This window comes from Leifsonia sp. NCR5 (assembly GCF_002105485.1).
In the GTDB taxonomy this organism is placed as follows: domain Bacteria; phylum Actinomycetota; class Actinomycetes; order Actinomycetales; family Microbacteriaceae; genus Leifsonia.
Genome location: NZ_NCSR01000027.1, coordinates 29,888 through 51,486 on the forward strand (window position 1 = coordinate 29,888; position 21,599 = coordinate 51,486).

The window sequence follows — 21,599 nt, forward strand, 5'->3', positions numbered from 1 at the left end:
TCGCGCACTCGCCACCGCGCCGGAACCATCCGGCGCTCAGACCCCCGCGGTCGCGCGCGCGTACTGCTCGCGGATCACCGGGCGTGTGTCGACCGCGAGCGCCGGTGCAGCATCCACTGTCCACTCCGGCCGCTCGCCGGTCAGCGCCCACGCGGCCTGCACCGCCGCGCCGTTCGCCACGTACTCGCCCGGCGCAGGCACCACGACGGGGGCGTCGAACACCTGCGCAGCGATGGCGGCGACTGCGCGATTCTGGGCGGCCCCGCCGATCAGGAGCACGCGCTTCTCCCGCACACCGGCCGCGCGCACGGCGTCGAGGCCGTCCGCGAGCCCGCAGAGCATCCCTTCGATGGCGGCGCGGGCGAACGTGGACGGGCGGGTGCTGGCGATGGTGAGCCCGTGGATGCTCGCCGTGGCGTCCGGCAGGTTCGGGGTGCGCTCTCCCTCGAAGTACGGCACGAGGACGACGCCTTCCGCGCCGGCCTCCGCGGACAGCGCGAGGTCGGCGAGCTCGTCGAAGTCGACCGAGAGCAGGCCGGAGATGGAGCTGAGCACGCGGGCGGCGTTGAGCGTCGCGATCAGCGGCAGGCTGAGTCCGCTGGCGTCGGCGAAACCCGCGACAGTTCCGCTCTCGTCGGACACGGGGGCATCGGTCACCGCGAACACCGTGCCGCTGGTGCCGATCGAGACGACCACGTCGCCGTCGGCGGCACCGAGCCCGAGCGCGGCGCCCGCGTTGTCGCCGGCGCCGGGTCCCACCAGGACGCCGGACGTGGTGCGTCCGGCCGACTCCGCCGGCCCGAGCACCCGCGGGAGCACGATGCCGTTGCCGGCCGTGCCTGCCTCCCGGGCCGCGCGGCCGAAAGCGAGCGAGAACAGGTCGAGATCGTACGCCCCGGATGCAGCGCCCCAGTATGCGGTGCCGCTCGCGTCCGAGCGATCGGTCGTCAGCGCGTCGAGGTCGGGGCCGAGCTCGCTCTCGCCCTCCGGGCCGTAGCCGAGCAGGCGCCAGGTGAGCCAGTCGTGGGGGAGGGCGACCGCTGCCACGCGTTCCGCGTTCGCCGGTTCCGCGTCGCGCAGCCAGCGCAGCTTGGTCGCCGTGAAGGAGGCGACGGGGACGACGCCGACGCGGGCGGCGTATTCGGCGGCTCCGACCTCGTCGATGAGGTCCCGGGCGGCCTGGGCGGAGCGGGTGTCGTTCCAGAGCAGGGCGTCGCGGACGACCCGGCCCTGCGCATCCAGTGTCACCATGCCGTGCTGCTGCCCGGCGATGGACACAGCGGCCACGTCGTCGAGTCCGCCGGCCTCCTCGATGGCCTGCTGCAGAGCGGCCCACCAGGCGGCGGGGTCGACCTCGGTGCCATCGGGATGCGCGGCACGCCCGTACCGCACGACGGCTCCCGTTTCGAGGTCGCGCACGACCACCTTGCAGCTCTGCGTCGATGAGTCGACTCCGGCGACCAGCGTCATCCGCTCTGTCCTTTCCGATGAATGGGGGAGAGGGGCGCCCGGTTCGCGGGCGCCCCTCGAGGTGTTTCAGGTGTGATTCAGTCGCTTTTCAGCGGGTTCAGCGAGCGCCGAGCAGGTGCTCGAGCGCCAGCTGCTGCAGCCGCACGAAGCCGAAGCCCTTGCCGCCGAAGTACGCGTCGGCGTCGAAGTCCTCGTACGAGGCGCGGTCGGCCAGCAGGTCGTCGTAGCTCTCGCCGTCGGCCAGCGTGGTCTGCGCGAGCTGGGTGACGCGCGACGCCTCGAGCGCCTCCTGCACCTCGGGGTCGGCGCGGAAGGCCTGCGCGCGCTCCTTGAGGAGCAGGTAGGTGCGCATGTTCGCCGCTGCGGAGTCCCAGACGCCGGTGATGTCCTCGGTGCGCGACGGCTTGTAGTCGAAGTGGCGGGGGCCGTCGTAGGACGGGCCGCCGTTCGGGCCGCCGTTCTCGAGCAGGTCGACCAGCGCGAACGCGTTCTGCAGGTCGCCGTGACCGAAGACCAGGTCCTGGTCGTACTTGATGCCGCGCTGACCGTTGAGGTCGATGTGGAACAGCTTGCCCTGGTAGAGCGCCTGGGCGATGCCTGCCGCGAAGTTCAGGCCGGCCATCTGCTCGTGTCCGACCTCCGGGTTCACGCCGACCAGCTCGGGGCGCTCCAACGTCTCGATGAACGCCATCGCGTGGCCGACCGTCGGGAGGAGGATGTCGCCGCGGGGCTCGTTCGGCTTCGGCTCGATGGCGAAGCGGATGTCGTATCCCTTGTCGGTGACGTACTGGCCGAGCAGGTTGACGGCCTCGCGGTAGCGCTCGAGCGCGGCGCGGATGTCCTTGGCCGAGTCGTACTCCGCACCCTCGCGGCCACCCCACATGACGAAGGTCTTGGCGCCGAGCTCGGCGGCCAGGTCGAGGTTGCGGAGCACCTTGCGCAGCGCAAAGCGGCGGACGGCGCGGTCGTTGGAGGTGAAGCCGCCGTCCTTGAAGACCGGAGCGCTGAACAGGTTGGTGGTCACCATCGGGACGATCACGCCGGTGTCGGCGAGGGCGCCCTTGAGGCGGTCGATCTGCTTCTGGCGCTCGGCGTCGGTGGAGCCGAAGGCGAACAGGTCGTCGTCGTGGAAGGTCAGACCGTACGCACCGAGCTCGTTGAGCTTGGTGACGGCCTCGACGACGTCGAGCTGCGGGCGGGTGGGGCCGCCGAACGGGTCGGTGCCGTTGTATCCGATGGTCCAGAGTCCGAACGAGAACTTGTCCTCGCGGGTGGGTGTGGCAGTCATAGCAATTTCCTTCAGTTGTTCGATGGGATGGAGATCTGAATGCGATCGGTGGTTCGGTCGATGGTGATCGGGGTGGCCGCGTCGCCGACACGCACCAGGTAGTCGCCGCTGAAGCCGGAGACGGCGACGCGTCCGTTCTCGTCGGCGATGGTGGTGGTGGGGCTCAGCCACCACTCGTCGGCGATGAGCCTGCGCAGCGCCTCGTACGACGGCTTGGGCGTTCCGTCCGCGCGGACCAGGCCGATCGGCGCGCAGAGCCACGCATCGGCGTCGGTGAGACCCCAGTACGTGATCGCCTCCACGGAGGGATGCGCGACCAGCGACCGGTAGTGCCGCACCAGTTCGTCGGCCTGCCGCTCTTCGCCCTCCGGCGTCGACGGCCACTCGGGGATCTGGTAGTCGTTGAGGTCGACGATGTCGGCCGGCATCAGGTGCCCGGACACCAGCGACGTCTCCGTCAGGTGCAGGGGAAGGCCGTAGCGGGCGAAGCGGTCGACCGTTGCGAGCACGGCGCCCTCGCCCCAGTAGCCCTGGTGCATGTGGGTCTGCAGGCCGATGGCGTCGATCGGGATGCCGGCCTCGAGCACGCCCTCGATCAGGCATTCGTATGCGGTCGACAGGTCGAAGTCGTTGAGCAGCAGCTTCACGTTCGGGTTGGCGGCGCGGGCCTCCTCGAACGCCATCCGGATCATGGCGATGCGTCCCTTGGCGCGGGCGAGTGGGGTGATCGCGTTGTCGCCGTTGTCGAACACCGGCATGATGACGACCTCGTTGATGGCGTCCCAGGTGTCGATCAGACCGTCGAAGTCGTGCACATCGCGGCGGATGCGCTCGCGCTGCAGTCGCTCGACCTCGTCGAGCGGCAGGCCGAGCAGCCAGTCCGGCTGCACGGTGTGCCAGACCAGCGGGTGGCCCTTGAGCGCGACGCTGCGGTCGCGGAACCAGCGGGCGGTGCGCTGCAGCCTGGCGGTGTCCGGCTCTCCGCGGCGTGGCTCGAAGCGGCCCCAGTAGAACGGGAGCGTCGCGGTGTTGAACACGCCGGTGTACAGCTCGGCGAGACGTTCGTCCGCCTCGTTCCCCTCCCCGTTGGCCAGGCCGATGAAGTCGAAGCCGATGTTGCCGAAGCCGAACGCGTGCCTGGTCTGCTCGACGGTGACCTCGGCGCCGGCGAGCGGCTCTCCTCGCGCATCCAGGACCGTGACGACGGCCTCGTGGATGCGGTGGGCCGGCGCCGTGGTCGACGGCTCGGCTGCGGAATAGATCGACACTGATTCACTCTCGGAGGGGAATTGTTGTTTCTAAGAACATATCAGCGAGAGCGGCCGATGGGAAATGCGAATTTCTCAGACGGTCGGGGCGGGACCCGTGCTCGCGCGGACGACCAGCTCGGCAGGGAGGTGCACGCCGGTCGCGACGGGCTGTCCGTCCAACAGGGCGAGCAGCATCTGCAGCGCGCGCTCGCCGAGTTCGTGCAGCGGCTGCGCGACGGTGGTCAACGGCGGGGTGGAATTCGCCGCATCCGGGATGTCGTCGAAGCCGACGATCGAGAGATCCTCCGGCACCCGGAGGCCCAGCTCCCTGGCGACGGAGAGCACGCCGATCGCCGAGGTGTCGTTGGCGGCGAAGACCGCCGTCGGCCGGTCCGGCCGGTCCAGCAGCTCGCGCGCCACGACGGCGGACTGTGCCGCGGAGTACTCGCCGTACAGCACCAGGTCCTGGTCGAACGGGATGCCCGCCTCCTGGAGTGCCTGACGGTAGCCGTCCTCGCGGAGCTGGGCGGAGGCCAGATCCCGTCGGCCGCGGATGTGCGCGATCCTGGTGTGCCCCAGCCCGATCAGGTGGCGGACGGCGACGAGCGCGCCTCCCACGTTGTCCGAGTCGATCGTCGCAGGTCCGCCCTGCCCCGTGTGCGGGTCGATCGCCACGACCGGGATGGAGGAACTCGGGATGAGCGTGGTGGGCGTGACGATGATCGCCCCGTCGATGAGCGTGCCGGCCAGGCGGGACAGCGACTTGCGCTCCCACCCGACGCTGCTCACGCCGGAGACGAGCCCGGTGTACGCGAGCAGTTCGTATCCCGTGCCGGTGGCGGCGACCGAGATGCCCTTCAGCAGCTCGACGGAGAACGGCTCGAACTCGGCGACGAGGATGCCGATGACGTTGGTGCTGCGCCTGCGCAGGCTGCTCGCGACGAGCGAGGTCTCGTAGCCGAGCTCGTTCACCACCTCCATCACGCGCTGGGAGGTGGTGGCCGCGACGCCGTAGCGTTCGTTGACCACCTTAGAGACGGTGGACACCGAGACTCCTGCCGCACGGGCGACGTCGTTGATCGTCACCCTGCCGAAGGCGGCGGGGTCGAGTTCCGTGGACATAGTGGACACAGTACCGTGCGCCCAGCGCTTTTCCAGGTTTGCAGCGACATTTCGATAACGTTGTCGAAAACGTTATCGACATCGTTTGACAAATCACAGGATGGGATGCGAAGCTCTCGGCGGGCGGACGAATGTGCGTCAATGAGGACAACCAAGGAGTTTCCACAATGAAGAGGAAAATTCGAGCGGCGGGCTTGCTCGCACTCGTCGCGAGCACAGCCCTTCTCGCAACGGCGTGTAGTGGCGACGGCGGCAACTCTGCTGACGGCAAGGTCACGATGACCTTCTGGCACAACTCCACCACCGGACCGGGCAAGGCCTACTGGCAGCAGACGGTCGCGGACTTCGAGAAGGCCAACCCCAACGTCACGATCAAGATCCAGTCCATCCAGAACGAGGACATGGACGGCAAGCTGCAGACCGCGCTGAACTCCGGCGACGGTCCCGACATCTTCATGGCACGCGGTGGCGGAAAGCTCGCCGACGTCGTCGCAGCAGGTCAGGCGATGGACATCAGCGACAAGATCGACTCCGCGACCAAGTCGGCGGTCAGCGAGGGCGTCCTGAACTCGTTCGCCGTCGACGGCAAGATCTACGGCATGCCGACCGCCGTGCTCCCCGGCGGAATCTACTACAGCCAGGACCTCTACAAGGCGGCCGGCGTCACCACGACGCCGACCACCATCCCGGAACTCGAGGCGACGGTCGAGGCCGTCAAGAAGACCGGCGTTCAGCCGATCGCCCTCGGTGGCAAGGACGCATGGCCCGCAGCGCACTGGTACTACTTCTTCGCCCTCCGTGAGTGCTCGCAGGACACGATGAACAAGGCGGCCAAGTCGCGCAGCTTCGACGACAACTGCTGGCTCAAGGCCGGTGATGACCTCCAGTCCTTCGCCGCGACGAAGCCGTTCAACGACGGCTTCCTGACCACCACGGCACAGCAGGGCGCAGGCAGCTCCGCCGGTCTCGTCGCCAACCACAAGGCGTCGATGGAACTGATGGGCGCCTGGGACCCGGGAGTGATCGCATCGCTCACCCCTGACCAGAAGCCGCTGGCCGACCTCAGCTGGTTCCCGTTCCCCGCGATCGACGGCGGCAAGGGCAAGGCAGACGCGATGATGGGTGGCGTCGACGGCTTCACCTGTGCCACGAAGGCTCCGAAGGAGTGCCCGGAGTTCCTCAACTTCTTCATGCAGAAGAAGTACCAGGAGGGCTACGCGACCGCGTTCCAGACCCTCCCGGCGAGCAAGGACGCCCAGGACGTCGTCACCGACCCCGCGCTGAAGAAGATCCTCGAGGCGTACAACAAGGCACCGTACGTGTCCGTCTGGCTCGACACCCTCTACGGACAGAGCGTCGGTAACGCTCTGAACGCCGGGGTCGTCGACATGCTCGCAGGCAAGGGCAGCCCGGAGGCGATCGTCAAGGCCGTCAACGACGCCGGAGCAAAGGGATAGTTCTCGATCATGAGTGAGTCCCTCGGTGCAAAGTCGGTCATCGACGAGCAACAAGCTCCGAGCGTTCGCACAAACGGGGGTGACGCCGTCGTGGCGTCACCCCCTGTGCGGTCGCGTCCTCCGCGACGCCGCAGAGGCGGTGGTTGGCGTCAGCGAGCAGAGATCACCCTGCTGGCCGGTCCGGCGATCATCATGTTCCTGGCGTTCGTCATCTTCCCGGTGGTGCTCGCCGCGTACTACGGCTTCTTCAAGTGGAAGGGCTACGGAGCCCCGACCGACTTCGTGGGGCTCAACAACTACCTGATCATCTTCCAGGACAAGACGTTCCAGGACGCCTTGACGCACAACGGGATCATCCTGGTGCTCTCCCTGGTCATGCAGGGGCCGGTGGCGATCGTGCTCGCCCTGCTCCTCAACCAGAAGATCCGCGGCCGCACCATCATCCGCGTGCTGATCTTCGTGCCGTACGTGATCTCCGAGGTCATCGTCGGAACCGGCTTCAGCCTGATGCTGCAGAGCGCAGGCGCGGTCAACGACCTGCTGCAGAGCATCGGCCTCGGTGCGTTCAAGCAGGACTGGCTGTCCGACCCGAACATCGCGATCTGGTCGCTGATGTTCATCATCTCCTGGAAGTACATCGGCTTCGCCGTGATCCTCTTCCTCGCCGGAATGCAGAGCATCCCGGAGGAGCTGTTCGAGGCGGCGGCCATCGACGGGGCGAGCTACTGGCAGATCCAGCGGCGCATCACGCTTCCGCTGCTCGGCCCGACCATCCGGATCTGGGCGTTCCTGTCGATCATCGGATCCCTGCAGCTGTTCGACCTCGTCTACATCATCTGGGGTCAGTACGTCGCTGCGACGGCCGGGACGTCGACGATGGCGACATACATGGTCGTCAACGGCCGCGGCTCGGGCAACTACGGCTTCGGCAACGCCGTCGCGGTCGTGATGTTCATCATCTCGCTCGTGATCGCCCTGATCTACCAGCGTTTCGTGCTTCGTCGCGACATGGTCGGCGCCATTACGGAGGGTAAGAAGTAATGTCAGCAACGACAGCCGGAACGGTTCAGCCGGTGAGGGAACAGCGCGGCCGCAGGCAGCGTCTCTCCAAGAACGGTGAGAAGTGGGGCAGCCCCGTCACCTACTTCATCGCGCTGGTCTTCATCGCCGTGTGCCTCGCCCCGATCCTCTACACGATCATCGGCGGCTTCCGCACCAACTCGCAGATCACCACGTCGCCTGCCGGTCTTCCGAACCCGTGGGTGATGGTCAACTACGCCGACGTGCTCACCAGCTCGACGTTCTGGCTGGAGGTCGGCAACTCGGCCATCGTCGGCATCCTGACCACGGTCGGCGTCGTCGCCCTCGGACTGATGGTCAGCTACGTGCTCGCCCGCTACCAGTTCCGCGGTCGCGGGGCGATCTACTCGCTGTTCGCGGCCGGGCTCATGTTCCCGCTGACGGTGGCGATCACCCCGCTCTACATCCTGGTGAAGGACCTCGGGCTCACCAACAGCCTGGCGGGCGTCATCCTGCCGCAGATCGCGTTCTCCCTGCCGACGACGGTGATCATCCTGGTGCCGTTCATCCGGGCGATCCCGGTCGAGCTGGAGGAGGCCGCGGCGCTCGACGGCACGAGCCGTCTCGGGTTCTTCTTCCGGATGGTGATGCCGCTGTCGATCCCGGGTGTCGTGACCACGGGCATCCTGGCGTTCATCGCGAGCTGGAACAGCTACCTGCTGCCGTTGTTCATCCTGAACGACCCGTCGACGTTCACCCTGCCCCTCGGAGTCCAGGCGTTCGCGTCGCAGTACTCCGTCGACACGGCGAAGGTCCTGGCGTTCACGTCGCTCTCGATGATCCCCGCTCTGATCTTCTTCACGATCTTCCAGAAGCGGATCGTCGGCGGCCTGACCGGCGCGGTCAAGGGCTGACCGCGGCCGCCGTCCGTTTCTCGTCCCACTGCATTCAGCTCTCTCTCTTGTGATTGGTTCCTGTGAAGAAAAGCACTGAGTCCGCGACCGTTTTTCCCGCGGCCATGCCAGACGTGTCGGAGCGTGTTCGCGCGCTCCACGCCCGGATGACCCTCGAAGAGAAGCTCGCGCAGATCGTCGGGTACTGGCTCGATCAGAACGGCCTCGTGGCCCCGATGCAGGGCGAGATGGCCGCTGCTCAGGATGCGAAAGGCAGCCTTGCCGATGTCACCCGGCACGGCATCGGGCACTACACGCGGGTGTACGGCACGCGTCCTGTCCAGCCCGCCGAGCGCGCAGCCTGGCTGTGGAACGAGCAACGGAGGCTGAAGCGTGAGACCAGGCTGGGCATCCCGGCCCTGGTGCACGAGGAGTGCCTGACCGGGCTGGCGACGTGGAAGGCGGCGACCTTCCCGACGCCGCTCGCGTGGGGTGCGTCGTTCGACCCGGAGCTCGTGGAGGAGGTCGGCGCCGCGATCGGCGACTCGATGAAGCAGCTCGGCATACACCAGGGCCTCGCCCCGGTGCTCGATGTGATCCGCGACCCCCGCTGGGGCCGGGTGGACGAATGCATCGCCGAGGACCCGTACCTCGTCGGCACCGTTGGGACCGCGTACGTGCGGGGTCTGCAGGAGTCGGGCGTGCACGCCACGCTCAAGCACTTCCTCGGATACTCGTCGTCGCGAGCGGGGCGCAACCACGCGCCCGTGCACGCCGGTCCGCGGGAGATCGCCGACGTGTTCCTGCCCCCGTTCGAGATGGCCATCCTGGATGGCGGCGCCCGCTCGGTGATGAACTCGTACACCGAGATCGACGGTGTCCCCGTCGCCGCGGACCCCGGCCTGCTCACCGGCACGCTGCGCGAGAAGCTGGGCTTCGACGGCGTGGTGGTCGCCGACTACTTTGCCGTGGCGTTCCTGGAGGTCATGCACGCCGTGGCCGCCGACCGCGGTGAGGCGGCAGCCCTGGCGCTCGAGGCCGGCATCGACATCGAGCTGCCGACCGGCGACGCGTACCTGCAGCCGCTGGCCGACCGCATCCGGTCGGGGGAGTTCGACGAGGCGTACGTCGACCGCGCCGTGCTCCGCGCGCTCGCCCAGAAGGAGGAGCTCGGCCTGCTCGACGCCGACGCGTTCGAGGACGAGCCGCCCGCCGAGGTCGACCTCGACTCTCCGCGGCACCGCGAGCTGGCCAGGCGCCTGGCGGAGGAGTCGGTCGTGCTGCTGTCGAACGACGGCGTCCTGCCGCTCGGCTCACGCACGACGCCCGTCTCGACGGTCGCCGTGATCGGCCCGAACGCCGACCGCGCGGAGGCGCTGCAGGGCTGCTACTCGTTCGCCAACCACGTGCTGGCCGGACACCCTGGCCTCCCGCTCGGGTTCGAGATCCCGACGGTGCTCGAAGCGCTGCCCACCGCTTTCGCGGATGCGGGGCTGCCCCTTCCGGAGTTCGTGCACGCCGAAGGCTGCGCCGTGGAGGGCGACGACGAGTCCGGCTTCGCTGCGGCAGTGGATGCGGCGACCGGCGCCGATCTCGCGGTGGTCGTCGTCGGCGACCAGGCCGGCCTGTTCGGCCGCGGAACGGTCGGCGAGGGCAACGACTCCGAATCGCTCGAGCTGCCCGGCGCCCAGCGGCGCCTGGTCGACGCGGTGATCGCCACGGGCACGCCGGTGGTCATGGTGCTGCTCACCGGCCGCCCGTACGCGATCGACTGGGCGCTGAACGGAGACGCAGCGCCGAGCGCCGTCCTCCAGGCCTTCTTCCCCGGCGAGGGCGGCGGCCCGGCCATTGCGGACATCCTGACCGGACGGGTGAACCCCTCGGGCCGTCTCCCCGTCTCGATGCCGCGCTCGGCCGGCGCGCAGCCGTACTCCTACCTGCACCCGATCCTGGGCGGCCCGTCCGATGTGACGGCCACCGACTCCACTCCGGTGCTCCCGTTCGGCTTCGGCCTGACGTACACCGCGTTCGCGTATTCCGATTTCGAGGTCGACGCAGACGCATCCACCGACGGGGCGTTCGCCGCGACCCTGACCGTGACCAACACCGGTTCCGTGCGCGGCACGGACACGGTGCAGCTCTACGGCCACGACGTCACGGCAACGGTCACGCGGCCGGTCGCTCAGCTGCTCGGATACACCAGGGTCGACCTGGAGGCCGGCGAATCCGTGCGGGTGACCTTCGACGTGCCGGCGACCAGGCTCGCATTCAGCGACCGCAGGATGGTCAGGGTCGTCGAGCCCGGCGACGTGGAAGTGTGGGCGGCGACGCACGCAGCGGCATCCACCGGCCTTCGCGGAGACGAGGTCACCGGCGGTGCGATCGTCAACGAGAAGCAGGCCGACGTGCGCCACATCGCCGGAACGGCGACCGGGCGGGCCATCGTGACGCTGACCGGCGACGTGCACGAGGTGACCGCCGCCGACCGGCGCACGGTCGGAGTGCTGCTGTCCGAGCGGGCAGAGGAGATGGTCGACGCGGTCTAGGACCGCTCGGGATCTAGAACCGCTCGGCCAGCCACCTCGCCTGCTTCTGCCACTGCACGGCGGAGCCGCCCTCGTGGTCGTTGAACGAGTAGACCTCGATCGTCGTGTCCTCCGCCGCGAGGTGGTTGAACGCGGCCATCGTGGTGGACGGAGGCACGACGCGGTCCATCAGCGCCACCGAGAACAGCGACGGCACCTGGATGCGGCGGGCGAAGTTCACGCCGTCGAAGTACGAGAGGGTGCGGAAGACCGCATCCACCTGGTCGCGGTGCACGGACAGGTAGGTGGCCAGCTCCAGGTACGGGCCGCCGATCGCGACCTCTGCTCCGCGGCGGAAGGCGCTGAGGAACGCCACGTCCGGCAGCAGGGCGCGCACGCCGTCGGCCAGCGCCGCCGCTGCGATGGCGATGCCGCCGCCCTGGCTCCCGCCCGTCACGGCGATCCTGTCCGCGTCGACGAACGGGAAGGCCCGCGTCGCATCCACCGCCCGCACCGCGTCGGTGAAGACGCGGCGGTAGTAGTACTCGCGCGGGTCGTGGATGCCGCGGGTCATGTATCCGGGGGTCGCCGGTCCTGAGCCGTGCGGGTCCGGGGTGTCGCCTCCCGTGCCCCAGTTGCTGCCCTGCCCGCGCGTGTCGACGAAGACGTGCACGTACCCGGCGAGCGCCCAGAGCACGTTCTCTCCGGGGAGTCCCCGCCCTCCTCCGTAGCCCTGGAACTGCACGACGGCGGGCAGCGGACTCTCCGCATCCCTCGGCCGGGAGACCCAGGCGCGCACCGGCTCTCCGTTGAAGCCGGGGAAGGTCAGGTCGTCGACGATCAGTTGCGTGATCGGGGTGTCTGCCGGGGTGAGGGTGACGTCGCCGCCGACGGAGCGCGCTTCGGCGAGCGTCTCCGTCCAGAACGCGTCGAAGTCGTCCGGCTCGTCCACCTCGGGGCGGAAAGCGAGCAGTTCGGCGGGAGACAGGTCGGTGAAAGCCATCGCTGAGCGGATCCTCCTGGGAAGTTTTCGCCGGATCGGGCGAAAGGGATGGGCCACATTGTGGCACAGTGTGAGCATGTCCGATCGAACCAGGCCCACCCTGGAGGCGATAGCGCAGCAGGCGTCCGTGTCGTTGTCGACCGCATCCAAGGTCCTCAACGGGCGCCCGGGCGTCTCCACGGCCACCCGGCAGCGCGTCGAAGAACTGCTGCGCGATTCCGGGTACGCCCGGCGCGGTCTCGACCCCGAGCGCGGAGGGCTGGTCGAGCTGGTCGTCGACAACCTGCAGAGCGAGTGGTCGGTTGAGATCATCCGCGGCGTCGAACGGATCACCCGCGAATCCGGGTTCGTCCTGGCGCTGTCCGCCCTCGGCGACCACCACCGCCCGCACGAGGAGTGGATCACGGGGGTGCTGCAGCGCAAGCCGGTCGCGGTGATCCTGCAGTTCTCCGACCTGACCGTCGAGCACCGTAGGCAGCTGCGCACGAGGAACATCCCGTTCGTCGTCGTCGACCCTGCCGGTGACCCGCCCGCGGACGTCCCGGCGGTCGGAGCGACCAACTGGGCGGGCGGGGTCGCGGCGACGCGCCACCTGATCGCGCTCGGCCACACGAAGATCGGGGTGATCTCCGGCCCCGCCGACCTGATGTGCTCCCGCGCCCGGGTGGCCGGATATCAGTCTGCGCTCGCCGAGGCCGGCATCCCGATCGTGGAGGAGTTCGCGGCGGGCGGCGCCTTCGAACAGCTGATCGGCGAGCGGGAGGGCAGGCGGCTGCTCAGCCTGCCGGATCGCCCGACCGCGATCGTCGCAGGCAACGACCTGCAGGCCCTCGGGGTCTACGACGCCGCGGCCGCTCTCGGCCTCGACGTGCCGGACGACCTGTCCGTGGTCGGCTTCGACGACGTGCGGCCGGCGCTGTGGGCCAGGCCGCCGCTGACCACCGTTCGCCAACCGCTGCAGGAGATGGCGGAGGAGGCGACCAGGATGGCGTTGCGCCTGCGCTCGGGCGAGATCGACAACGCCCGTCTGGAGCTCGCGACCTCGCTCGTCGTGCGGCACTCCACGGCTGCTCCCGCCGCCTGACACGACCGTCGCGGCTGCCGTCGGAGCGGCCGTTCCGACCATCAGGATGCGAAAGTTTTCCAATGATCTATCGAAACTTGTGACCGCCCTCGCCCCGGCAATAGCGTCGTACGGCGGAACGACGCGAAGGAGCGAGAGATGACGGATGCTGCCAGGCAGCTGCGCGTGGCGATGGTCGGCTACGGGTTCATGGGAGCCGCGCACTCACAGGGCTGGCGGGTCGCCCCTCGGTTCTTCCCTCTCGCCGCGGAACCGGTGATGAGGACCATCGTCGGCCGGGACAGTGCCCGCGTCGAGGCAGCACGCGACCGCTTCGGCTGGCAGCACGCCGAGACCGACTGGCGCCGCGTCATCGACGATCCGGAGATCGACATCGTCGACATCTGCTCGCCGGGGGCATCCCACGCCGAGATCGCCATCGCGGCACTGGATGCCGGCAAGCACGTGCTCTGCGAGAAACCGCTCGCCAACACGGTCGAGGAGGCGGAGGCGATGGTCGCCGCCGCCGAACGTGCAGCGGCGCGCGGCGTGCGCTCGATGGTCGGGTTCAGCTACCGGCGCGTTCCGGCCATCGGCTTCGCCAAACGGCTCGTGGAAGAGGGCAGGCTCGGCACGATCCGTCAGGTGCGGGCGCTCTACCTGCAGGACTGGCTGACGGACGAAGACGGCCCGATGACCTGGCGTCTCGACAAGGACGCAGCAGGCTCCGGCTCGCTCGGCGACATCGGCGCGCACGCGATCGACCTGGTCGAGCACATCACCGGCTCCCGCCTCGACAGCGTCTCCGGCACCCTCGCGACGTTCGTCGAGGAGCGCCCGCTGCTCGGCGAGACGGTCGGGCTCTCCGGCACCGCCTCGTCCGAGCGCGGTCGGGTGACCGTCGACGACGCAGCGTGGTTCACCGCGCGGCTCGGCGGGGGAGGCGCAGCCTCCGGGGCCATCGGCGCGTTCGAGGCGACCCGCTATGCGACAGGACGCAAGAACGCCCTGCGGATCGAGCTGAGCGGATCGCGCGGCGCCATCGCGTTCGACCTCGAAGCCATGAACGAAATCCAGTTCTACGACGCGACCCTCCCCGCCGGGGAGCAGGGGTTCACCAGGATCATCGTGACGGAGCCCGAGCATCCGTACATGGCCAACTGGTGGCCGACCGGGCACGCCATCGGCTACGAGCACGCCTTCAGCCACCAGATCAAAGACTTCGTCGACGACATCACGGACGGCCGCGACCCGCAGCCGTCGTTCGCCGACGGTCTGCACGTGCAGCGAGTCCTCGCCGCCGTCGAGCGCAGTGCCGCGACAGGCAGCGCATGGACGGCGACAGAACAGACGACAGCAGAATCGACAGGACAGGAAGCATGACCAGGAAAGCACTCGTCGTCCGCGGCGGCTGGGACGGGCACATGCCCGTCGAGACCACCGACCTCTTCATTCCGCACCTCGAAGCGAACGGCTTCGAGGTGCGCATCGAGGACGGCCCGGCCATCTACACCGACGAGGCGTATCTGGACACCGTGGACCTGATCCTCCAGATCAACACCATGAACACCATCACCCGCGAGGAGTTCGCCGGGCTGCAGCGTGCCGTCCTCAACGGGACGGGCATGGCGGGCTGGCACGGCGGCATCGCGGACGCGTACCGCGACAACGCCGACTACCTGCACATGATCGGCGGCCAGTTCGCCCACCACGCGGGCAAAGACCCCGCAGAGCGCACCGGGGAGCAGTCGGACAACTACATCCCGTACACGGTGCACATCACCGACTACGGGCGCACGCACCCGATCACGCAGGGCATCGACGACTTCGACCTCGTCAGCGAGCAGTACTGGGTGCTGAGCGACGAGTACAACGATGTCCTCGCCACGACGACGCAGTCGGTGCGGCCCTGGGATGCGTGGAACCGTCCTGTCACCGCGCCGGCCATCTGGACCCGCCAGTGGGGCAAGGGCCGCATCTTCGTCTCCGCTCCCGGCCACCGGCTCGAGATCGTGGAGAGCCAGCCCGTCCGCACCATCATCGAAAGGGGACTCCTGTGGGCAGCCCGTTGAACGTCGGCGTCGTCGGGGTCGGCAACATCAGCCGCCAGTACTTCGAGCAGTTCCCGCACCTCCCGAACCTCGCGCTGACCGCTGTCGCCGACCTCGATCTCGACCGCGCATCCGTGGTCGCGGCCGAGCAGGGCGTGGACGCGCTCACCGTGGATGCGCTGATCGACGACCCGCGCATCGACGCGGTCCTCAACCTCACCATTCCCGCCGCGCACACCGAGATCGCGCTCAGGGCACTGGATGCGGGCAAGCACGTCTACGGCGAGAAGCCGCTGGCCCTCGCGACGGCCGACGCGCTTCCGGTCCTGCAGCGCGCCGCCGAGAAGGGCCTGCGCGTCGGAAGCGCCCCCGACACCGTGCTCGGCACCGGCATCCAAACCGCGCGCGCTCTGCTCGACGACGGCAGGATCGGACGCCCGGTCGGCGCCGCCGTCTCGTGGACGGCCCCTGGTCACGAGCTGTGGCACCCCGCTCCGGCGTTCTACTACCAGCCGGGCGGTGGGCCACTGTTCGACATGGGCCCGTACTACCTGACCAGCCTCGTCCACTTCTTCGGACCCGTCGTGCGGGTCTCCGGCGCCGTCGGCCGTTCAGAGCGCGAGCGCACCGTCGCCACGGGACCGCTCGCCGGAACCCCCATCCCGGTGGATGTGGACACGCACGTGACCGCGATCCTGGAGCACGCGAACGGCGTCATCTCCACGGTGACGGTGTCGTTCGAGGTGTGGGAGTCCCGCGCTCCGCTGTTCGAGGTGTTCGGCACCACCGGCAGCATCGCCGTGCCCGACCCGAACGCCTTCTCGGAAATCGCATCCATCGCCACCGCGGACGACCGCACCTGGCGCGAGGTGCCTGCGTCGGCCGGCTATGCGGATGCCGGGCGCGGCGTCGGGCTCGCCGACCTCGCCCGCGCGGTCGAGACGGGGCGGCCGCACCGCGCATCCGGAGAGCTGGCGTTCCACGTGCTCGAGATCATGGAGTCGATCATCGCCGCTGGGCGCGCCCACGAGGTGGTCACGCTCACGTCGACGGTGGAGCGACCGGAGCCCGTCCCGTTCGGAGTGCGGCCCGAGAGCTGGTGAACCGTCCGGCCCGGCGCGAAACGGTACAGTACACAGGACCATGAACACCACCGGGACGAACCTCGACACCGTGCGCCGGAACAACCTCGCCACCGTGCTCGGGCTCGTCCACCGGGGTGGACCGGCCGCCCGCTCCTCTCTGACGCACGCGACCGGGCTGAATCGGTCGACCGTCGGGGCGCTCGTCGCGGAGCTCGTCGAGCTCGGGCTCGTCACCGAGCGTGAGCCGGAGACGAGCAACAGGGTCGGCAGGCCGTCTCCCGTCGTCGTCGCGGACAGCCGCGTCGTCGCCGTCGCCGTCAACCCGGAGATCGACGCGGTGACGGTCGGCATCGTCGGACTCGACGGTGTCGTGCACCGCCGCGTCCGGTTCCCGCTCGACCACGTGCCGGGAGCCGAGGAGGCGGCGACCGTCGCGGCGGCGGTCATCGACGGGCTCCGCCCCGACCTGTCCGCGGCGACCAGAGTGGTCGGCATCGGGGTCGCCGTGCCTGGACTGGTGCGGGAGAGCGACGGCGTCGTCCGGCTCGCCCCGCACCTGGAATGGCGCGACGAACCCTTCGCCGCCGAGCTCGCGGAGGCGACCGGCCTCAGCGTCAGCGCGGCCAACGACGCCAACCTCGGGGCGAACGCCGAGCGGCTGTTCGGCGCAGGGCGTGGAGCGAGCGACCTGGTCTACCTAAACGGTGGAGCATCCGGAATCGGCGCAGGCGTCATCGTCGGCGGCGTCTCGCTCACCGGCGTCTCGGGATACGCGGGGGAGCTCGGCCACACGCTCGTCAACACGAACGGGATCCGCTGCCACTGCGGCGCCGTCGGCTGCCTGGAGACCGAGGTGAACCAGCGCGCGCTCCTCGCCGCCCTCGGGCTGGAGACGGCGGACGGCGAAGAGCTGGACGGGGCGCTCGCCGCCGCGGTCGAGCGCGGAGACACGGCCGTGCTGGCGGAGATCGAGCGGCAGCTCGGCTTCCTCGCCATCGCCCTGCGCAACGCGACCAACGTGTTCAACCCGGAGCTGGTGGTGCTCGGCGGCTTCCTCGGCGCGCTGTTCGCCGTCGCGCCGGAGCGGCTGATCCTGCTCGTCTCGCGGGAGGCGCTCGCCGCATCGGGGGAGCACCTTCGCATCGCGCGGGCAGAGCTCGGGGCGAACATCCTGATGATCGGCGCCGCCGAACTCGCCTTCGCGCCGCTGCTGGCCGCCCCCGCCGACTGACGCCCCCCCCCCCGAAACCGGGGGATGTGCACGGTAACATTCGCGTCCGGTATCCGATAGGATTACCAGGCAACGACGGTCGAATCGATTCGAACGAGCGAGCAGAATCCCACCCCTCCCACCAACCGCGGCCACGGTCGCGGTGTTCGTCTTCTCTCCACAAGGAACTTTCGTGACCACCGTCGTGCATCCCGGAGACTCCCTCTCCGGCCGCCAGCGCCTCGCATACATCCTCATCCTCGGTGCGCTCACGGCGCTCGGTCCGTTCACCATCGACACGTACCTGCCCGCGCTGCCGACGCTGCAGGAAGACTTCAATGTCTCGACGGCCGCCATCCAGCTGACCCTCACGGCCACCACCATCGGATTCGGCGTCGGGCAGCTCCTCGTCGGCCCGTGGAGCGACAAGATCGGCCGCCGCCTCCCGCTCATCCTGTCGACCTGCGTGCACATCCTGGCCTGCCTCGGCGCGGCCGTCGCTCCGAACGTCGAGCTGCTCGGCCTCGCCCGCGCCATGCAGGGCATCGGCGCCGCCGCCGGCGGTGTCGTCGCGATGGCGATGGTGCGCGACCTCTTCGGCGGCCGCCCGCTGGTCAGGATGCTCAGCCGCCTCGCGCTCGTCAACGGCCTGGCCCCCGTGCTCGCCCCGGTGATCGGATCGTGGCTGCTGCTCGTCATGCCCTGGCGCGGCATCTTCGTCGTGCTCGCCTGCTACGGCCTCTTTGTCGTCATCTGCGTCTCGCTCTGGATCGTCGAGACGCTGCCGAAAGCCCGCCGTTACGACGCGGGTCACTCCACGATGCGACAGCGCTACAAGGCGGTGCTGAGCGACCGGATCTTCGTCGGCATCGCCATCGTCGGCGCAGCCAACTTCACCGGCCTGTTCTCCTATCTCTCGTCGAGTTCATTCGTGTTCCAGGAGATCTACAAATTCAATGCCCAGGAGTACGGCCTGCTGTTCGCAGTGAACTCCATCGGAATCATCATCGGCGTGCAGTCGGCCGCGCGCATCACCAAGTACGTCGGGCCGCAGTGGATCCTCGCCGTTTCGACGGTCGTGATGTTCGTCTCCAGCGTGCTCATCGTCATCCTCGACCAGGCGCACGTCGGCCTGTGGGGAACGGCGATCCCGCTCTGGTTCTTCATCGCGGCGTGCGGGTTCGGCTTCCCCTGCGTGCAGGTGCTCGCGCTCAACGGTCACGGGCACGAGGCGGGCACGGCCGCATCCCTCCTCGGCGCTCTGAACTTCGGCATCGCGGGCATCGTCTCGCCGGTCGTCGGCATCCTCGGCGTCGGCAGCGCGACCCCGATGGGCTTCGTCATGGCCATCTGCGCCGTCGTCTCGATCGCCGCTCTCTGGCTCATCGTCCGTCCCCGCACCGTCCCGGCCCTCGCCCACTGACCCGCGCCGCCCGTCCCCTGACAATCGAGTCCGAAGTTATTCACACGACACGCCGGTGGTACCCGTGAATACCTTCGGACTCGATTGATGCGCGCTGTGGAATGAGTACGTTGGTGCAATGGGGACGGCGCACGAGCAGGTCAGGCAGGCTGCGAAGGTCAGCAGGCGCTGGCCGGTGATCTCCGCGTCGGTCGCCGTCGGGCTCGTCGTGGTGCTCGGCGCGATCATCGCGTTCCGCCCCAAGGAGCCGTTCTCCATCGACCTCGAGTGGATGGGCGAGATCGTCGAACACCGCTCGCCGATCTGGCTGGGGCCCGCCCTGTTCTTCAACTACGCGGGCGGAGGCATCGTCGGTTCGATCGTCGTGCCCGTCGTGATCTTCCTGCTGCTGCTCGCCTTCCGGCGACCGTGGGGCGCGACCTTCTTCGCTGTGGCCAGCGTCCTGTCGGTGGCGTGCGTCCAACTTCTCAAGCACACGGTGGGCAGAGCGCGCCCGACCGAGATCCTCGTGCACTCCGACACTGGATCATTCCCGTCCGGGCATACGGCCAACGCCGCGACGATGGTGGTGGTCCTCGCGATCATCTTCCCGCGCGTCTGGGTGTGGATCGTCGGCGTGCTCTGGGCGGTGCTGATGGCGGTGAGCCGCACCTACCTGGGGGCTCACTGGCTGAGCGACACGATCGGCGGGCTGCTGCTCGGCGCGGCCATCGCGGTGATCGTGTGGGCGCCGCTGGCGCTGCGCCTGGCAAAGGAGCGGCTGGAGCCGCATCCGTTCTTCCTCGCGCGGCGCTAGAAACTGAGCCGACCGGATCGCTCAGACCCGACCGCTGAAATATTTCGTATTCCTCGCGTTATCAACACAATGTTTCGCACTCTGGATGTATGAGGTCACCTAGCGATCTGCCGCACTGCAGACCGTTCTGGGTATTCCTGAGGAGAGAACTGCTGGTTCGACTGGCGGTCACCTCCGGGCATCACAATTCGAATTCGAACCTGCCCGCGGAATGCGAGAACCCGACCGACATAGTCGGCTCGCGCATCCGCCGGCGATTGGAGACAACACAACGTGCGTTCACGAAAACTGAGGACGTCTATTGCCCTCGCCGTGGCGGGGGGTGTGGGAGCCGGCGGCATCGTCGCGCTCCCGGCCGCCGCAGCACCCGGTCAGCCGTTCGACCCGGAGGTCGGCGCGATCTACACGAGCCTTGCCCTCGACCAAGCGAATACGCAATCGCTGCTGCTCAGGGTGCAGAACCTGGAATCCGGTCTGACCGTCGAGCCTGTTGGCGACCCTCAAGACGGCTACAAGGCAGTGGGATATCACGCAGATTCCGGGTTCATCTTCGGATTCACGGAGCGGCCCTTCACGAGGAACGGCTGGTGGACCAGTATCGCTTCGGACGGCGCGGTCACCCAGTACGGGATTCCTAGCGGCGTCTTCCCCGACGGCACGGACATGAACGGCGTGTATATCGCCGGTGGTGCCTTTGGAAAGGGTGCGTACGCGAACACCTTCGTTTTCCAGTACTTCGCCCAGGTCGTGGATGAGATCAAGTACTACACGGGTGTCCTGACCGTCGACAGCGACGGTAATCCGCTCGAGGGTAGCTACAAGGAAATTCCGGACATCAGCTTTACCGGAGGTGACCTGTCCTATTCGCAAGGGTACTACTGGGCTCTCAGCGCGACCTCGATCGTCCGAATCGATCCGACGCTCATGACCACGACGATCTTCCCCCGCCCGGCAGATCTGGCTCCGGAAGTCATGGTCGGCTCGGGAGGCGCTTGGACCTTCCCGAACGGCAACCTCGGCTTCATGTACGCGAACATCGCCACCGGATCTGGTCGACCCGCGTTACAGCTGAAGATCGACAACCCCGGATCAGGCAATCCCACGTTCACGCTCGTCGGGAGATACATGTACCCCGGGTCGAACGCGGCGTCTGACGCCACGTTCGTTGGGCTCGATGACCTCTCGACCGACCTTCAGCTCGTGAAGTCGGCACCTGCTACGGTCACCCCCGGATCGACGATCACCTACACGCTCGAGGTGACGAACAACTCCGCCACGGACACGTCGTCTGGTTCGGTGATCACAGACACCCTGCCCGCTGGACTCACAAACGTCCAGCTGCCTGAGGGCTGCCTCCTCGACGCAAGCGACATCTCCTGCAACGTGCCGGTTCTCGCCCCGAACGCGGTGCACCGTGTCGAGTTCACAGCGCAGGCTCCGAGCGCGCCGACGACGGTCACAAACAACGCGACGCTTATCGCGAACGAGGACGACCCGGACCTCACGAATAACATTTCCGCGGCGACCACAGAGGTGCTCGTCGATCAGGGCAACGAGAAYGCGTCGGCTTCTGCTGCGGCGTCGGCGGATGCGGATCCTGCTGCGGAGGCTGCGGCGTTCGSGAATGCGGAYTCGGTGGCTTCGGCTTCGGGGACGACGACGGCTCAGGCTGCGGCGCAGGCTGCGGCGAACCCGACGGCGTCGACGGATGCGTCGGCGGATGTGACGACGAATGGTAATGCTGTTTCGCAGGTTGCGGCTCAGGCTGCTGCTGATGTGAGCACGGTTGCTGGTGAGAACGCGTCGGCGTCTGCTGCGGCGACCGCGAACAACACGGCTGCTGCTCAGGCTGCTGCGCTCACGGATGCGTCGACGGATGCGTCGGCGGATGTTGCTGGCGCGACGGCGAACGCGAACACGAACGAGAATGCGTCGGCTTCTGC

General features: G+C 68.4%; 17 protein-coding genes. 12 read left to right on the forward strand and 5 right to left on the reverse strand.

What is annotated here, in order from left to right; translation table 11 throughout:
* Positions 1 to 36 precede the first annotated feature (36 nt).
* The 4 genes from xylB to B7438_RS17680 all read right to left on the reverse strand — a co-directional run bounded on the left by xylB (position 37) and on the right by B7438_RS17680 (position 5,130).
* On the reverse strand, positions 37 to 1,470 hold the full coding sequence (xylB, locus tag B7438_RS17665) for a xylulokinase (RefSeq protein ID WP_085371000.1): 1,434 nt from the start codon (positions 1,468 to 1,470) through the stop codon (positions 37 to 39).
* 97 nt (positions 1,471 to 1,567) lie between these two features.
* Positions 1,568 to 2,758 carry a xylose isomerase gene (gene xylA / locus B7438_RS17670; protein ID WP_085371001.1) on the reverse strand — a complete coding sequence of 397 codons (1,191 nt, stop codon included), beginning with the start codon at positions 2,756 to 2,758 and terminating at the stop codon, positions 1,568 to 1,570.
* A gap of 11 nt (positions 2,759 to 2,769) precedes the next feature.
* Positions 2,770 to 4,026, reverse strand: a complete 1,257-nt coding sequence (locus B7438_RS17675; RefSeq protein WP_085371002.1) for an endo-1,4-beta-xylanase — start codon at positions 4,024 to 4,026, stop codon at positions 2,770 to 2,772.
* 75 nt (positions 4,027 to 4,101) lie between these two features.
* A complete protein-coding gene (locus B7438_RS17680; protein WP_085371003.1) occupies positions 4,102 to 5,130 on the reverse strand; it encodes a LacI family DNA-binding transcriptional regulator in 1,029 nt (342 codons plus the stop codon).
* A 167-nt stretch (positions 5,131 to 5,297) separates the two neighbouring features.
* Between B7438_RS17680 and B7438_RS17685 the strand changes: the two genes are divergently transcribed.
* The 4 genes from B7438_RS17685 to B7438_RS17700 all read left to right on the forward strand — a co-directional run bounded on the left by B7438_RS17685 (position 5,298) and on the right by B7438_RS17700 (position 11,046).
* Positions 5,298 to 6,587, forward strand: coding sequence for an ABC transporter substrate-binding protein (locus tag B7438_RS17685; protein ID WP_085371004.1), 1,290 nt, complete (start codon positions 5,298 to 5,300; stop codon positions 6,585 to 6,587).
* A gap of 9 nt (positions 6,588 to 6,596) precedes the next feature.
* Positions 6,597 to 7,628 (forward strand): carbohydrate ABC transporter permease, encoded by a 1,032-nt coding sequence (locus B7438_RS17690; RefSeq protein ID WP_085371005.1) that lies wholly within the window; start codon positions 6,597 to 6,599, stop codon positions 7,626 to 7,628.
* Positions 7,628 to 8,521 (forward strand): carbohydrate ABC transporter permease, encoded by an 894-nt coding sequence (locus B7438_RS17695; RefSeq protein WP_085371006.1) that lies wholly within the window; start codon positions 7,628 to 7,630, stop codon positions 8,519 to 8,521. The genes B7438_RS17690 and B7438_RS17695 overlap by 1 nt, the downstream gene beginning before the upstream one ends.
* 104 nt (positions 8,522 to 8,625) lie before the next feature.
* Positions 8,626 to 11,046 carry a glycoside hydrolase family 3 N-terminal domain-containing protein gene (locus B7438_RS17700; protein WP_085371007.1) on the forward strand — a complete coding sequence of 807 codons (2,421 nt, stop codon included), beginning with the start codon at positions 8,626 to 8,628 and terminating at the stop codon, positions 11,044 to 11,046.
* 13 nt (positions 11,047 to 11,059) lie between these two features.
* On the opposite strand, the gene B7438_RS17705 is transcribed toward B7438_RS17700, so the two are convergent.
* On the reverse strand, positions 11,060 to 12,028 hold the full coding sequence (locus B7438_RS17705) for an acetylxylan esterase (protein WP_085371008.1): 969 nt from the start codon (positions 12,026 to 12,028) through the stop codon (positions 11,060 to 11,062).
* 76 nt (positions 12,029 to 12,104) lie between these two features.
* On the opposite strand from B7438_RS17705, the gene B7438_RS17710 reads away from it, so the two are divergent.
* From B7438_RS17710 to B7438_RS17745, 8 genes are all read left to right on the forward strand, one after another.
* Positions 12,105 to 13,112: a LacI family DNA-binding transcriptional regulator gene (locus tag B7438_RS17710; protein WP_085371009.1), complete on the forward strand. Its 1,008-nt coding sequence runs from the start codon at positions 12,105 to 12,107 to the stop codon at positions 13,110 to 13,112.
* Between the two features lie 138 nt (positions 13,113 to 13,250).
* Positions 13,251 to 14,474 carry a Gfo/Idh/MocA family protein gene (locus B7438_RS17715; protein ID WP_085371010.1) on the forward strand — a complete coding sequence of 408 codons (1,224 nt, stop codon included), beginning with the start codon at positions 13,251 to 13,253 and terminating at the stop codon, positions 14,472 to 14,474.
* Positions 14,471 to 15,163: a ThuA domain-containing protein gene (locus tag B7438_RS17720; protein ID WP_085371011.1), complete on the forward strand. Its 693-nt coding sequence runs from the start codon at positions 14,471 to 14,473 to the stop codon at positions 15,161 to 15,163. Before B7438_RS17715 ends, B7438_RS17720 begins: the two co-directional genes overlap by 4 nt.
* Positions 15,148 to 16,245, forward strand: a complete 1,098-nt coding sequence (locus tag B7438_RS17725; protein WP_085371012.1) for a Gfo/Idh/MocA family protein — start codon at positions 15,148 to 15,150, stop codon at positions 16,243 to 16,245. Before B7438_RS17720 ends, B7438_RS17725 begins: the two co-directional genes overlap by 16 nt.
* A 40-nt stretch (positions 16,246 to 16,285) precedes the next feature.
* On the forward strand, positions 16,286 to 17,458 hold the full coding sequence (locus B7438_RS17730) for an ROK family protein (protein ID WP_085371013.1): 1,173 nt from the start codon (positions 16,286 to 16,288) through the stop codon (positions 17,456 to 17,458).
* A 172-nt stretch (positions 17,459 to 17,630) separates the two neighbouring features.
* On the forward strand, positions 17,631 to 18,860 hold the full coding sequence (locus B7438_RS17735) for a multidrug effflux MFS transporter (RefSeq protein WP_085371014.1): 1,230 nt from the start codon (positions 17,631 to 17,633) through the stop codon (positions 18,858 to 18,860).
* 118 nt (positions 18,861 to 18,978) lie between these two features.
* On the forward strand, positions 18,979 to 19,656 hold the full coding sequence (locus B7438_RS17740; RefSeq protein WP_179150864.1) for a phosphatase PAP2 family protein: 678 nt from the start codon (positions 18,979 to 18,981) through the stop codon (positions 19,654 to 19,656).
* 312 nt (positions 19,657 to 19,968) lie between these two features.
* Positions 19,969 to 21,599: DUF11 domain-containing protein (locus B7438_RS17745; RefSeq protein WP_143466034.1), on the forward strand; the 1,631-nt coding region annotated here is incomplete at its 3' end.

Excerpts from the sequence above, each read along its gene's own strand:
- xylB (WP_085371000.1), bottom strand. The coding sequence starts at position 1,470 with ATGACGCTGGTCGCCGGAGTCGACTCATCGACGCAGAGCTGCAAGGTG.
- B7438_RS17685 (WP_085371004.1), top strand. The coding sequence starts at position 5,298 with ATGAAGAGGAAAATTCGAGCGGCGGGCTTGCTCGCACTCGTCGCGAGC.
- B7438_RS17690 (WP_085371005.1), top strand. The coding sequence starts at position 6,597 with ATGAGTGAGTCCCTCGGTGCAAAGTCGGTCATCGACGAGCAACAAGCT.
- B7438_RS17715 (WP_085371010.1), top strand. The coding sequence starts at position 13,251 with ATGACGGATGCTGCCAGGCAGCTGCGCGTGGCGATGGTCGGCTACGGG.
- B7438_RS17700 (WP_085371007.1), top strand. The coding sequence starts at position 8,626 with ATGCCAGACGTGTCGGAGCGTGTTCGCGCGCTCCACGCCCGGATGACC.
- B7438_RS17710 (WP_085371009.1), top strand. The coding sequence starts at position 12,105 with ATGTCCGATCGAACCAGGCCCACCCTGGAGGCGATAGCGCAGCAGGCG.
- B7438_RS17705 (WP_085371008.1), bottom strand. The coding sequence starts at position 12,028 with ATGGCTTTCACCGACCTGTCTCCCGCCGAACTGCTCGCTTTCCGCCCC.
- B7438_RS17730 (WP_085371013.1), top strand. The coding sequence starts at position 16,286 with ATGAACACCACCGGGACGAACCTCGACACCGTGCGCCGGAACAACCTC.
- B7438_RS17740 (WP_179150864.1), top strand. The coding sequence starts at position 18,979 with ATGGGGACGGCGCACGAGCAGGTCAGGCAGGCTGCGAAGGTCAGCAGG.
- B7438_RS17720 (WP_085371011.1), top strand. The coding sequence starts at position 14,471 with ATGACCAGGAAAGCACTCGTCGTCCGCGGCGGCTGGGACGGGCACATG.
- xylA (WP_085371001.1), bottom strand. The coding sequence starts at position 2,758 with ATGACTGCCACACCCACCCGCGAGGACAAGTTCTCGTTCGGACTCTGG.
- B7438_RS17695 (WP_085371006.1), top strand. The coding sequence starts at position 7,628 with ATGTCAGCAACGACAGCCGGAACGGTTCAGCCGGTGAGGGAACAGCGC.
- B7438_RS17680 (WP_085371003.1), bottom strand. The coding sequence starts at position 5,130 with ATGTCCACGGAACTCGACCCCGCCGCCTTCGGCAGGGTGACGATCAAC.